Source organism: Paenibacillus massiliensis subsp. panacisoli DSM 21345 (assembly GCF_000426545.1).
Lineage (GTDB): Bacteria > Bacillota > Bacilli > Paenibacillales > Paenibacillaceae > Paenibacillus > Paenibacillus panacisoli.
Map to the genome: position 1 here is coordinate 62,988 of NZ_AUFO01000024.1, position 13,834 is coordinate 76,821.

10 protein-coding genes are annotated in these 13,834 nt (G+C 52.4%); all 10 read right to left on the reverse strand.

All coding sequences use genetic code 11. The features are described from left to right. Window positions 1–40 precede the first annotated feature (40 nt). The 10 genes from K331_RS0119005 to K331_RS0119055 all read right to left on the reverse strand — a co-directional run bounded on the left by K331_RS0119005 (window position 41) and on the right by K331_RS0119055 (window position 13,833). Window positions 41–1,303 (reverse strand): response regulator transcription factor, encoded by a 1,263-nt coding sequence (locus K331_RS0119005; protein WP_051289919.1) that lies wholly within the window; start codon window positions 1,301–1,303, stop codon window positions 41–43. 47 nt (window positions 1,304–1,350) lie between these two features. Beyond that, window positions 1,351–3,606 carry a sensor histidine kinase gene (locus tag K331_RS0119010; RefSeq protein WP_028591552.1) on the reverse strand — a complete coding sequence of 752 codons (2,256 nt, stop codon included), beginning with the start codon at window positions 3,604–3,606 and terminating at the stop codon, window positions 1,351–1,353. After that, the gene (locus tag K331_RS0119015) at window positions 3,596–4,603 is read right to left on the reverse strand and encodes a substrate-binding domain-containing protein (RefSeq protein ID WP_028591553.1); all 1,008 of its coding nucleotides are present in this window, start codon (window positions 4,601–4,603) and stop codon (window positions 3,596–3,598) included. The genes K331_RS0119010 and K331_RS0119015 overlap by 11 nt, the downstream gene beginning before the upstream one ends. A 295-nt stretch (window positions 4,604–4,898) precedes the next feature. Further along, the gene (locus K331_RS0119025; RefSeq protein WP_028591554.1) at window positions 4,899–5,891 is read right to left on the reverse strand and encodes a proline dehydrogenase family protein; all 993 of its coding nucleotides are present in this window, start codon (window positions 5,889–5,891) and stop codon (window positions 4,899–4,901) included. 357 nt (window positions 5,892–6,248) lie between these two features. Then, entirely contained in the window at window positions 6,249–7,058 is an 810-nt protein-coding gene (locus tag K331_RS0119030; RefSeq protein ID WP_028591555.1) for a helix-turn-helix transcriptional regulator, read from the reverse strand. A gap of 367 nt (window positions 7,059–7,425) precedes the next feature. Then, complete coding sequence (locus K331_RS0119035) at window positions 7,426–8,388, reverse strand: ABC transporter ATP-binding protein (RefSeq protein ID WP_025677720.1); 963 nt, start codon at window positions 8,386–8,388, stop codon at window positions 7,426–7,428. After that, window positions 8,388–9,365: an ABC transporter ATP-binding protein gene (locus tag K331_RS0119040; protein ID WP_028591556.1), complete on the reverse strand. Its 978-nt coding sequence runs from the start codon at window positions 9,363–9,365 to the stop codon at window positions 8,388–8,390. The genes K331_RS0119035 and K331_RS0119040 overlap by 1 nt, the downstream gene beginning before the upstream one ends. A gap of 38 nt (window positions 9,366–9,403) precedes the next feature. Further along, entirely contained in the window at window positions 9,404–10,741 is a 1,338-nt protein-coding gene (locus tag K331_RS0119045) for a M20 family metallopeptidase (RefSeq protein WP_028591557.1), read from the reverse strand. A gap of 120 nt (window positions 10,742–10,861) precedes the next feature. Continuing rightward, window positions 10,862–12,445, reverse strand: a complete 1,584-nt coding sequence (locus K331_RS0119050) for an ABC transporter substrate-binding protein (RefSeq protein WP_028591558.1) — start codon at window positions 12,443–12,445, stop codon at window positions 10,862–10,864. 488 nt (window positions 12,446–12,933) lie between these two features. Beyond that, on the reverse strand, window positions 12,934–13,833 hold the full coding sequence (locus K331_RS0119055) for an ABC transporter permease (RefSeq protein WP_028591559.1): 900 nt from the start codon (window positions 13,831–13,833) through the stop codon (window positions 12,934–12,936). Between the last annotated feature and the right edge of the window lies 1 nt (window position 13,834).

A 13,834-nucleotide genomic window follows, 5' to 3' on the forward strand; every position in this document is an offset into this window, starting at 1 on the left:
AGTTTTCAGTGATCGCTTTATTCGTTTATTCGTCTATTCGTTATTGCTTCCCACTTGGTAACGTGCCCCGACCTCGGCGGTACTGGGCCGGAGAGACGCCCATAATCTTCTTGAATGCCGTGCTGAAATAATGCTGGCTGTCATATCCGGTCTGCTCTGCGATCGCATGAATGGGCAGCAGGGTGGAATCCAGCAGCTGCACGGCCTTGCGAATTCGGGTACGCGTGACAAGTGTGACGAAGTTATCGTTCAGCTCCTTCTTGAGCACACGACTGAGATACACGGGCGATACCTGCAGGCTGGCTGCCAGCGAATCCAGCGTAAGCTCGCGCTGGGCATAACGCTCCCGGATCAGCTGACGTGCACGGCGGACCAAGGGAGACACCTGGGCCTCATACTGCAATTGCTCACGGCAGTGCCGATACGCTGCTCGAAGTCCATCCAGTCCATCTTCATTCTTCTCCAGGCAGCAATGTACCGCGATATTCAGGAAGCTGCCAATCTTCTGTTCAATCTCCGCCTCCATACCTTCAGGCGCAAGCTGCCACAGACACATACCAACCAGTCCTCCGCGCGTCTGGAACAACACATGCGGAAGCTCCGTCAGCAGCTCCCCCATAATATTCTCAGCACCGAATCGAAGCAGCTGTCGCTCCGACTCCTGCATAATGCTCTGCGACTCCCCTCCTGGCCAGCGTACAAGTCCAATCTGTACCGGAAGATGGGACGGCAGGCTCAGGAAGGCGAGCTGCTCCAGCACCTCGGGTTCTTCCATGCTCCCCTCTAGCCACTCCAGGCAGCTGCGACGCCGGAGCAAGGGAATATGTCGCTCCAATTGGATGGCCGTCTGCTCCACATAGGCGCTCCGTGCAAGCTCCTCATCCATTCGCTGTCGCAGACCGGATAAGGTCTCATATAATTGCCTGTCGTCTACTGGCTTGAGCAGATAATCCTGTACACCGAGACGAACAGCCTCCTGGGCATAGGCGAATTCATCATGACCGGATATGATCAGGCAGCGGCAATCCGGGCATTCCTCCTGTAAGCGACGAATCAGCTCAATCCCGTTCAGGAAAGGCATGTTCAAATCGACCAGCATAATATGAATATCCAGCTCTCGAGCAAGCTCCAGTGCTTCCTCACCATCCTCTGCTTCACCGACTACCTCCATCCCTAGCTCAGACCATGGGATGGCCTCTCGTATACCTTCACGAATAATAGGCTCATCATCAGCGATCAGCACTCTGTAGGAAGCAGTAGGTGGACTCGTGCCTATGCTGCGGGCTTTTTCCAGCGGCCACATCATAGGTTCTCTATGACCGTCTCCGTTTGTGTTAGTCACAACTTCGCTCAATCCAATCCCTCGCTTTCCGTCCGCTCAGCCTGAGGTGTTGGCATATCAGGCAAGAGTGGATGAATGATAGTTACACAGGTCCCTTCCCCTTCCACACTATCTACTGTGATTCCATATGTGTCACCGAACGACAGGCGCAGGCGAGCCTGCACATTCAGCATACCGTAGCTTCTTCCTGTCCAAGTAGTGTCCTGTCTTCGGTCGTGCGTATCCAGCTTCTCCACAGGGGATGCCAGTAGCTCTCTGATTTCCTGCAAGCGCTGCGCTGACATGCCTGCCCCATTATCGCTCACAGTGAGCCTGAGGCTGTCTGCATCTGTGGAAGCTTCAATGCGAATCAGGCCGGGTCCACGCCGGGCCTTGATTCCATGATAAATGGCATTTTCCACGATGGGTTGAAGCAGCAGCTTCAGCAGGTACAATCGCGCAAGCTCTGGTGGCACGACCAGCTCATAGCGCAGCCGATCTCTGTATCTCATTTGCTGAATATGCAGGTAGCTGGAGATATGTTCGATCTCCGCCTGCAGTGGAATATAATCATCGCCTTTACTGAGTCCGATGCGAAACAGACGCGAGAGTGCTCCTACCATGACAGACACATCGGCAGCTCCCTGCTTACGTGCCATCCAGTGAATCGTATCCAGCGTATTGTATAGAAAATGTGGCTTGATATGCTCCTGCAGACTGCGCAGCTCAGCTTCCCGCTTTTGACGTTCACGCACCTTGTTCAGCTGCATTAGCTGTTGAAGCTGCTCTACCATGCGGTTATAGCTCCTGCCGAGCATGCCCACCTCATCCGCTCGCTCCGTCCATTTCCCCTTGCTTAGATCTCCCTTCTCTGCTCTACGCATATAAGACATCAATTGCAGGATGGGCTGGGCAATCGACCGGGATAACCATAAGGACGCCGTCAAGCCGAATAGACAGACGATGAACACAAAGCAGACAATATAAAATTGAATCTGGCGCACCTCCTGTACCGATTCATCGGCAGGAAATACACCTACCGTCTGCCAGCCCGTAAATGAAGAGGCCTGATACATGAACAGCATCTCCCTGCCTTCTGTCTCCCGAGTGAAAATGCCTCCGCTCTCTCCGCTATGGAGCCATTCTGGAGGGATATGCTTGATAGGTGACAGCTCCGGCATGTAGATGCTTCTCCCCTCTGCATCCGTCACCATGACGTAGCCGGATTTGCCAAGGGTTATATTTCTGGCTGCCTGTGAGATGCTTCGTTGCTTGAGGTCAATCAGGATAACGCCCAGCACCTGGCCTGAGGCCGGATCTGTCACCGAGCGAACGATCGACACCAGCTCATTGTTCTGATAGCGGGCATGGCTCGTCAGGTTACGCTGATCAGGCTGGCCCAGCACAGTGAAAATACCGGGGTTCTGCTTCGCCTTGACGTACCAATCCTCCAGCAGCAGACTGCGATCATATCTGGGATACATATCATTGCTAATATAATCCCCTTGCTGATTGACGAGTAGAATGCCTGCAATCTCGGGATAGAGTGTCGTAAAGCCCTGCAGGTATTGCTTCATGCTGTACAGCTGATCCTGGCTCCGGGCCGATGGTGCGCCCGTAGCCGACAACGGAGCCTTCGGTAAATGCTGCTGCCATGCAGGCTGCGATTCAGATTTCGGAGAATCTGAATCCGTTGCTGAAGACGAGACTGATGATAAGAATGATGATGGCGAGACTGCTGTTGAAGACAAAACTGATGATGACGATGAGAATGATGAAGATGGTGTGACCGCTGCTGAAGCTGAGACGGTTGCCAGCGCCGAAGCTATAGCTGGTGAAGCCCCAGACCCTGAGTCTGACGTGTCTGCTGTCTGCGCCGACTGTCCGGTATAGCCATCCGCTGCCGTCTGCCCTGACATGAAGGCCATGACCTCCGGCTGAAAACCGATCAGATAGGTCATGTTCTGCAGGTTCTCCATCTGACTGTCCAGCGCCTCATTCACCTTCCCGATCAGCTGTAGTGTATGGCTCTCCACCTGCCGCTCTACGATTCGTTCGACCGTCCAGTTCACCAGAGCTCCCAAACCGACCGATGGGACAATGGCGAATAACAGAAAGAGCAGGATCAACTGATAGCGCAGAGGCATATTCCGCAGCTGCATGTGGGTAAGAAGCTTTCGAAGTCGTTGATGCTGGTCATGGTCCTCTTGTATCTCAGCTGACTGTTGCTCGTGGCTGCCGCGTATCTCAGTCTGTAGCTGCTGACGTTGATGTTTATTTTGCATAAAAATCATCCACATTCTGGCGGGTCACGAGCGATATCCCTGTATCTACCGTCACAGGCAGTGGAGCCGTGGGAGCTGTCGGAGAAGGTGCCGGAACGGTCAGGCCGTGCTGCAAATGGAACAAATATTGAAGGGACCAGTACCCCATATTCCAGGTTCCTTGGGCTACTGTCGCCGAGATCGTCCCATCCTTGATCATGTCCAGCGTCGCTTTATTTGTATCAAATGCAATAACCGTCAGCGCTCTGTCAGCAGCAACATTCCGAACCGCCTCCCCTACCCCCGCTGCCCCTGTCGCTTCTGTCACAAAGATGCCCGTCAGTCGGGGATGCTCCGTCATCAATCGAAGAGCCTCGCTGTTCGATACCTTCGCATCACCTTCCCCATCCGCAACCTCAACGACCTGTATAGCAGGATATTGCGTTTGGATCTGCTGCATGAACCCGCGAGTCCGCTCCATATGATTTTGTTGACCAGGGAGTGTCAAGACGGCTACCTCTCCTGTACCATCCAGCCTTTCTGCCATCTGGTCTGCTGCGGTGATACCGGCTTGATAATTGTCTGTTCCCAGAAAAGAATACGCCCGGCTGCCCGGTGCCCCGGCATCGAACAGGACGACAGGAATTCCAGCATCAATAGCTTTGTTGATCGCTGGAACGACAGAGGTCGGATCAATAGCTGAGATGGCGATCCCAGCCGGCTTGCGCGCTATGACTTGCTCAATCACCGTCGTCTGCTCCTGCACGTCATAACGAGTGGCTCCGCGATATTCAGCCGTCACCCCTAGCGCATCGGCTGCATCCTCAAACCCTTTTAGCGCTCCCTTCCAATACTCCAGCCCGGACTGGAACGTTATCATGACATAGCTTTCCGTCAATGTTCCCTGCAGCGCATGCTCCTCCCAGGTTCCCTGTGTCCGGCTCGCATATTCGTATCGGAACACATAGAGCGCAAACAGGCCAATCAGCACCACATAGATCAGAAGTGTTTTTTTCACATCATCCACGTCCTAGATCAATAGTTATGTTCCATATTATATATGGAATTGTAAACGGTATCACAACAAAAAGAAACCGTTACCCCATAGTAACGGTTGATCCATCTGCAAGCTCGGGAGCTGCTTTTGTTAGGCTTTTCTTCGTGAGTTTTTATCCGTGGGCTTCTAGTAAGCTTTTCTCGTTGTGCTTGTTTTGATTAATTTGCTTAACTTACTTTTTCCAATTTGCTTATGGTGCTTGTTGTACTTGATATGTTTGTTGCGCTTGTTGGGCATATTGGGTTGTCTATCTTTTTTATCGGGTAGGCCATTCACCATAGGATGCTATAGGGTCTATAGGTTCCTCCTGAATCATGTGAATGACGGCGCGGTACAGATTGGGCGGATACTCGGCAATGCGATGGCACAAGTATAGATACCACTCCTGTCCGTAGGTCAGATAGATACGAACAGGATGTCCAGCGGCTTGGAGGCGAGCACTGAGCTCCGGTCGAATGCCGTACAGCATCTCGAACTCCACCCCCGGTCTGTCCAACAAGCCCTTCTGCAGGATTACTTCTATTAATGCTTCATCATGAGTTGCAATGGATACCTGATGGCCTTGAGTCACAACGTGAATCAACAGCTCCAGGTAACGCTCATTCAAAGCTTGTGACCGTGGAAGACAGATTTCTTCATCCTCCTGATAAGCCCCCTTGACGATACGTACTCTGGCTTGAGCTGGAAGCTTCGCCGTGACATCCTCCCAGGTACGATGTAAATGAGCCTGTAGCGTGATGCCGATATTCAAGTGTAGGGCCACAGCCTGCTCATATACCTGTAAGATTCGGGCTGTCTTGGTGGATTCCTCCATACTAATGAATAGCTCAATACCCAGCGGCTTGGCCTGAGCTGCCAGTTGTAGCAAATATCCTAGCGCCAGCTCTGTATCCAGCAGCAGTCCGATATGAGACAGGTCAAAGGAAACACGACCTGAACGCCTGGACGCCCCCAGTTCAGCTATGAGATCAGACAGCTCCTGCGCAGCTAGCTCGCACTCCTTCTCGCTTGTCGTATTTTCTCCAATATACTCAAGCGATACGGCGTAGCCACGCTGCTCTAGTCTAGCTGCTGCAATCATGGCTTCATAACGCTGCTCGCCCGTGACATATTGCACCGCCGCTCGACGCACCAGCCGGTTCATCTGTTCATTTTGCTCCAGATAAGCCTTGATATCCTGACGACGGGCAATAGCTTTGAGTGCTTCTGCTAGCTGCTTATCTAGGTCTGTAGGTTGTAGTTGATTCATTCTTCCAGCTCCTTTTCGTAAGGCAGCTTTTCGAGACCGAGGCACTTCTACTAATGCCAACATAATCTCAGGGACAGTAACATTTACGTTGACAATAAAGCAGGTACTGTTCGCGAAAAGCCATCTGAGTATCCTTACTGTACAGGAGAGGGCGACCAAAATATTGTACAAAATTGCTCCGATATACGGCGCCAAAATATTACTCCAATGAATGGCTCCAGAATATTACTTGATATGAATTTTTACGAGGTAAGAAGAATCTTGTCGACAGAAGAAGACGAATTGCATTGATGATAATTTCAATCTAGATGATGATAATTTGAATCTAGAAATAGAAGCTTCTATTTCTATGAGTACCTATACGGATAAACTGTACTGGCGCGGCGTGACTCCGACGATTCTGGTGAACATCCGTGTAAAGTGACTCTGGTCATAAAAGCCTGCCTCAATCGCTATATCCGATAGCGATCGACGTGCACGAGCCAGCTCGACTTTGGCAAAATTGATGCGCAGCACGTTCTGATAAGCATGAGGGGGCAAGTGGCTCCACTGCTTGAACAGACGAATGAGATGGAACCTGCTGATGCCTGCCTGCTGCTCTAGCTCCTCCAAGGTAATTCGCTTCATAAAATGCTCGTTCAGATACTCATGAATCCGTCGAATGTATTGATGATCTCCCTTGCTGCGATGCGCGTGGCGCAGATCATCCGGCTCCGCACCTGTAATGGCTTGTAATAGGTCAATGAGGGCTGTCTCCGTCTCCAGTGGTCCCCTGTGCTCCCGCAGCGCAGCCATCACATGCTCGATCAGGACAGCACACTTTTGATTTTTGCCATCTGCGAGCAAATACGGGATATGCACACGCTCCAGCTCCCGCGGCTCCAACTGCCTCAGCCACTCTGGTTGAATGAAGAGCATACTGTATTGCCAGCCCAGCTCCGGCTCTGGCTGACAGGCATGCAGCATCTGCGGCGGGAAGCTAATGACTCTCCCGGCGTCCACATGTAGCAATTGACCATCACACCAGGCGCGAGTACGTCCCTGATGGATCAGACCTATGGAATATTCCTCGTGAAAATGCTTATGGTAAGCCAGATCATCAGCAAGGCAATGCTTGGCCTCCAGAAATGGAGTCTCCGCATCCCGATAAAAGTTAACTCTGGACATGCTCTTCTCTCCTTTCCCTACTGTTCGTCTATGACTCATGCGGCTAAATTCATATGCCATAGGCGCCGTATAGACGTTAGGTAAACGTATGCATATAGGTGATGCCATATAGGTGATGCCATACATGTAGTTCCTGCTTGTATGGCCTCCATGTATGCTCAGTATGTAGCCAAGTACAGTGACGGTCAAGCTTCCTTCACCCCCGGATACGACAAGAAGCCACCTGGTCATGAGCTTCGTCTCATGCATTCAGGTGACTTCAATTTAGACAGGAGCAGGCTTCACAGCGGTCGACAGAGCTCCCTGCTCGCTAGCTGCTCTCTACTCATAGTTGATCTGGCCAAGGTACTAGATAGATCAACTCTACTTAATACAGATGACAAGCAACCTGACGCCCCGGGGATATCTCTCGCAGCTCCGGTACGACGGAGCGGCAGGTATCCTTAACATACGGACAACGAGTATGGAAGGTGCAGCCAGACGGAGGATTCTCCGGATTCGGTACATCTCCGCTCAATACGATCCGCTGCCGGGTGATCTCGGGGTTCGGCACCGGAACAGCTGACATCAACGCCTGCGTATACGGATGCAACGCCTCCTTGAACAGCTCGGCCGTCGGAGCCAGCTCCACCACTTTTCCAAGATACATGACAGCTACCCGATCACTGATGAATTTAACGACAGACAGGTCATGCGAGATGAACATATACGTCAGCCCGAACTGCTCCTGCAAATCCTGCATCAGATTCAGCACCTGCGCCTGAATGGACACATCGAGTGCCGAGACAGGCTCATCACAGACGATGAACTTCGGGTTGAGTGCCAGGGCACGGGCGATACCGATCCGCTGTCTCTGACCTCCAGAGAATTCATGCGGGAAGCGATGCGCCTGATAAGGAGACAGGCCTACGACCTCCATTAGCTCCTCTACACGGCTCTTGACCTCATTACGGCCCAAGCTGTGATGGGTCAGCAGTGGCTCTTCCAGTGTACGCTGTACCGTCCAACGCGGATCAAGTGACGCATAGGGGTCCTGAAATACCATTTGCATATCGGTACGAAAACGACGCAGCTGCTCAGGAGACAGGGCGCGCACATCCTGGCCTTCGAAGAACACCTCACCGTCTGTCGGTTCAATGAGCCGCAGGATCGCACGTCCTGTGGTAGATTTACCACAGCCGGACTCACCAACTACAGCCAAAGTCTCGCCCGTCTCTACCGTTAGCGTGACTCCATCCACAGCCTTGACTGCACCTACTTGCTTGGCTAGCAGGCCTTTCCGAATCGGATAATGCTTCTTCAGATTGCGAACTTCCAATATGGCACTCATCAGGCTCCTCCTTTCTGCTCCAGCAGACAGCGACAGCGGTGTCCCGGCTCGATCTCCAGCAGCTCAGGCTGCATCAGCTCACATTGCTCCTGCTTGACTGAACAGCGTGGAGCAAAGCGACAGCCTGCAGGCATATGTGCCGGATTGGGTACCTGCCCCGGAATAGAGGACAGTCGCTTCTGGTCCCCGGCCAGCTGGGGCAGCGAAGCCATTAACCCCCGCGTATATGGATGCTTGGGATTGGAGAAGAGTGTCTTCACATCCGTCTCCTCCACAACCTGCCCTGCATACATGACCATGACCCGATCGCACATCTCGGCGACAACGCCCAGGTCATGGGTGATCATCATGATTGCCATATTCTCGGTACGCTGCAGCTCCCGCATCAGATCCAGAATTTGCGCCTGAATCGTCACGTCCAGCGCCGTGGTCGGCTCATCCGCGATGAGTAGCTGTGGGCTACACACCATCGCCATCGCAATCATGACCCGCTGACGCATTCCTCCTGATAGCTGGTGAGGATACTGCTCCGCAATACGCTCGGGCCGCGGAATGCCAACCTTGCGCAGCATATCCACTGAGCGCTCCCAGGCTTCTTTTTTGCCTAGCTTCAGATGATAACGCGCCGACTCTGATATTTGTTTGCCAATCTTGAACACCGGATTTAATGAGGTCATAGGCTCCTGAAAAATCATCGCCATCTGATTCCCACGCACCTGCCGGATTTCTCGTCTGGATAGCTTGAGCATATCCTTGCCCTTGAATCGCACTTCACCGGAGGCGACACGTCCGATCCGCTTGGGCAGGAGCTGCATAATCGACAGCGAGGTGATACTCTTCCCGCAGCCAGACTCGCCCACAATGCCCAGCGCCTCGCCTTGTCGCACAGACAGGCTCACGCCGTCCACGGCCCGAATGACGCCGCTGTCTGTAATGAATTCTGTTCGCAAATCCGTGACTTCGAGCAATTCAGTCATGTTGTTCCTCCTCCCAGAACGAGTATCTACTGCATCATTTACGAAGAAGCTGTAACTCCCTGTGCGGTAGCACCATCAGCTGGGGCATCCTTCTGCGTATCGTCCATACCCTCCACACCGAGATATTTCAGAGCGCTCAGCGCATAGACCTTGGCACATTGAATAATCTGCCATACAGGCGCTTTTTCGTTAAAATTATGAATCGTGGACAGCTCGGCTGGTCCATATTGTAGTACGGGAATATTGTGATTGCGGAAATGACGGGCATCACTGGAAGCCCATTGCAGCACACCATACGCTTCCTCGCCACTGACCTCGATAATGCTATCGACCAGATTACTAATGATCGGTTCATGCGGTGGTGTCCAGTTGGCATTACCTTGGAAGCCGAACGGCTTCAGCTCGGATTCAATACCGGCCTCCAGCAGCAGAGAGCGCGCCCGATCCAGCACATCCCTGTAATCCACGCCGAATGGCACACGGGAATCCACCTGTACCGTACAACGATCCGCGACCACATTAACCTTCGTTCCACCTGTAATTGTCCCGATATTCACAGTGACATGATCGAAGACCTGATAGGCTAGTCCAGCCTGCTCACGCTCAATCGCATATTGCTGGGATATACGGATGATCTCCTGCACCTCTTCTGGAATATTAGGCTTGATATCCCACAGCCGCTGCAGGGATTCGATCCCCTTCGCTGCTTTGACAATTGCATTATCGCCTACGACGGGAGACAGACTTCCGTGCCCAGGCGTACCCTCTACGGTGAACTCGAACCAGCAGCTCCCCTTCTGTCCGATCGTCGGATGCTGGGGACTGGAAGGCTCAGCGATGACGGCTGCAGTCCCCGTTGCCAGGCCTCGCTCCAGCACCCAAGGCACACCCAGATCGCCGCCAGTCTCTTCGTCCGGCACGATCATCAGCGACAGATCACCGCGTAGTGGCACGCCCAGCTTGGCCAGAATCGCCGTGGCAAACAGCAGCCCGGCCAATCCGCCCTTCATGTCGGAGGCGCCACGCCCCAGCATGTATCCGTCCCGAATCTCACCACAGAATGGGTCGAAATCCCAGCGCGACAGATCCCCTGCCGGGACTACATCCGTATGACCGCAGAAAATCAGATGACGATCGGACTTGTCCTGGCCTGCCCCCTCCAGTGTCGAGACCAGATTCAGCATCGTATCTGTCGCTGCGTGAACCTGCGTGGAAATCCCCGCCTGCCGCAAATAATCAATAATGAAGGCACTGATCTCCCGTGAGTCTCCAGGCGGGTTCTCCGTCGGATACTGAATCAGCTTCGAGCACAGCTCCAACAGCTCATCCTGTTGCTCCTCGATTGCTTCCAGCACTTTCTTCTTCCAGTCCATCATGATCAGACTCCTCTCCGCATCGTCTATTCAAATATTCATACAGTTAACCATATCGTCCTGAAAAAAGGTTGGAAGACAGGTATGCACCTGTCTCCCTCCTGCTTCTTGCTGCCTGTGCTGTTATTCGCCTTTGTTAAGCGGGTAGAAACGCAATACCTCATCTGGATAGTACACGTATCCGCTGACTTTGTTACTCATACCCACAACGCGATTGTATTCATACAGGTAAGCCCAAGGTGCTTCTGTTGTAATGATTTCCTGTGCTTTCTTATACAGCTCGTTACGCTTGTCCGCATCTGCCTCTGCGCCTGCTTCTTCCCATAGCTTGTTGACTTCCTCATTGTTGTAATGAATGTAGTTGGAGGAGCCTTTGCCATAGAGCAGGAAGCCCAGATGGTAGCCAGGATCATTCACGAAGGATGTCCATTTGGAGATGTAGGATACCAGATTACCTTCCTTTTGTTGCTCCAGGAATTGAGCGCGAGCGACCTTGTTAATGTTCATCTTCACGCCAATCTTGGCCAGCTCTGCCTGAATCAGTACCGCATCATATTCCCAGTCATCAAAGCCTGATCCCAGTGTAAAGTCGAAGCTGAATCCGTCTGGATAGCCCGCTTCTGTCAGCAGCTGCTTCGCTTTATCCAGGTTATATTCATAGACATAGCCTGCATCCGTAGAGCCTGGTGTATTGCTGGCTACCGAGCTCTTCATCACTTTCGCTTGTCCATACATAACGTCATTGATCAATTGATCGTAAGGAATCGCATAATTGATAGCCTGACGCACCTTCACATTGTCAAACGGCTTCACATTGTTGTTCATACCGAAGAACAAAATACGGTTACTGGCATTGGATTTAACGGTCAAAGCGCTATTTTCACTCAGCGCCGCCACGTCCTTCGGCGGAATCTCAATCGCCATATCCACATCGCCCTTGTTCAGCAGCAATACACGGTTAGAGGCTTCCTTGGTGAACTTCAGTGTAACTTTGCCAAGCTTGGGAGCACCTTGCCAGTAGTCTGCATTAGCCTGGAACACCGCTTCAGTTGCCGGGTCCCACTTCTCCAGCGTGAACGGACCGGAGCCAGCGGCATTGGTCTTGAGGTAATCCTCACCCTTCTCCTCGACGAGCTTCTGGTCCACGATCGAGAAGGTATACATCGCGATAATCTGTGTGAACATGTGGTTCGGCTTGTTCAGCACGATCTCCACAGTGGAATCATCCTTCTTCGTTACGGTCTTGATGTCAGCCATTCCATAGAGGAAGCTGCCGGAGCTGGAGTTCTTCACCCGATCATAGGAGTAGACGACCGCATCGGCATTTACCGGGTTGCCACTTTGGAAGTTCACGCCACTTTTCAGCTTGAAGGTGTAGGTCGTATTGTCTGGCGATACCTCCCAGCTCTCTGCGAGCATTGGTTGGATATCTTCTGTATTAGCAACCTCTGAGCCATCCAGTGTCTTCACCCCATACGTTACGAGCTGGTCGTAAGTGGCCAGTACCAGGGTATCCGAAGTCAAATCATTGGCTTCCGCTGGGTCCATCGTCGTACCGCCTTCAGAGTAGGCTACCGTCAGTGATGGTGCAGGCTTCGCTGCTTCTCCTCCGCCGGATGCCGCAGGCTGCTGGTTCGCGTTGCTGGCACAGCCGCCGAGTACTACAGTAAGGGCAATTAATGCTGAGAACCATTTGAGCTTTTTCATGTCTGTTTTCCTCCCCAATTGAACCTTGTCATCTGATGAAGCCTTCGTTACCACGTAGAACCGAGTGGAATCGAGTTCAAGCCGTGTTGGATCGGTAGAGCGATTGCTGCTTGAATCCTTCAAGCCTTGATACCTTGAATGCGTTGATTTCTGGATGTCTGGGTACCTGGATGCTTGAAGTTGACGACTATGAATGAATGCTGGTGCTAATGCATGCAGCAATGAAGCCAGGTATCGAATATACAGCAGTCAGCAAAGTATGATTCACCATATGATCATCACACTGTGAAGTCATGCAGCGATATCGCTTCAATTCAACAGAGTGCATGAATGCACGTGGATTCACATAGATGCTCACTTTGGATACAGATGGACGAAGGTGCTTGACGGTACCTGTTTGTACAGGTATGAATCATCCATTCTCCCGGATCGGAGAACCCAATCGCTGGCTGGAGCGAAGCTACGTGCGGTCCGCTTATTCCCTCGGGCTATTTACCCGAGCGTAGCCGTGGATCAAGTACATCGCGGAAGCCGTCACCCAGCAGATTAAAGCCCAGAATCGACGTCGCAATGGAGAGTCCCGGGAACGTCACCAGCCACCACTGGCCTGAAATGATGTATTCCCGTCCTTCGGAGATCATTGCGCCCCACTCAGCGATGGGTGGCTTGACACCAAGACCGAGGAAGCTAAGGCTTGAGGCTGTCAGAATGGCAAATCCCATCCCCAGCGTAGCCTGCACCAGCAGAGGAGCAAGTGCATTGGGCAAAATATGCTGGAACAAGATCGTTCGATCCTTCACGCCGATGGCCCGGCTGGCCTCGACATATTCTTTTTCACGTAAGGAAACGGTCTGTCCATACATCAAGCGGGCGAATTCGGGAATGCCCACGATGCCGACAGCGATCATGGCTCCAGTCAATCCATTCCCCATGGAGGCGGCAATCGCCATCGACAGCACCAGGGAAGGAAAGGCTAGCAGCACATCCATGATACGCATGATGATTGTTCCAGTACGTCCGCCATAATAAGCAGCGATGCCACCTAACGGTACGCCGATCAGGAACGAAATACTGACTGCAATGAGGCCAGTCCAGATACTGATTCTGGCTCCGTATAGTACCCGGCTCAGAATATCCCGTCCATAGTTGTCCGTTCCGAACCAGTGCTCGCTTGTGGGAGCGGTAAGCTTCACAGAGGTGTCTGTAGCATAAGGATCATAAGGTGCAATCCAAGGCGCGACAGCTGCGATCACAGTCCACATGATGATAAAGGCCAGTCCTATGGCTGCCAGACGATTGCGCAGCAGGAGTCGAAAGAACGTTCTTGGCTTGGGAGTCACTGCCTTGGCAGGTGATGTGCCCAAGCTCGTCGGTGCAGCAGTATTCACA

Excerpts from the sequence above, each read along its gene's own strand:
- K331_RS0119025 (WP_028591554.1), bottom strand. The coding sequence starts at position 5,891 with ATGAATCAACTACAACCTACAGACCTAGATAAGCAGCTAGCAGAAGCA.
- K331_RS0119005 (WP_051289919.1), bottom strand. The coding sequence starts at position 1,303 with ATGTGGCCGCTGGAAAAAGCCCGCAGCATAGGCACGAGTCCACCTACT.
- K331_RS0119050 (WP_028591558.1), bottom strand. The coding sequence starts at position 12,445 with ATGAAAAAGCTCAAATGGTTCTCAGCATTAATTGCCCTTACTGTAGTA.
- K331_RS0119045 (WP_028591557.1), bottom strand. The coding sequence starts at position 10,741 with ATGATGGACTGGAAGAAGAAAGTGCTGGAAGCAATCGAGGAGCAACAG.
- K331_RS0119040 (WP_028591556.1), bottom strand. The coding sequence starts at position 9,365 with ATGACTGAATTGCTCGAAGTCACGGATTTGCGAACAGAATTCATTACA.
- K331_RS0119030 (WP_028591555.1), bottom strand. The coding sequence starts at position 7,058 with ATGTCCAGAGTTAACTTTTATCGGGATGCGGAGACTCCATTTCTGGAG.
- K331_RS0119010 (WP_028591552.1), bottom strand. The coding sequence starts at position 3,606 with ATGCAAAATAAACATCAACGTCAGCAGCTACAGACTGAGATACGCGGC.
- K331_RS0119035 (WP_025677720.1), bottom strand. The coding sequence starts at position 8,388 with ATGAGTGCCATATTGGAAGTTCGCAATCTGAAGAAGCATTATCCGATT.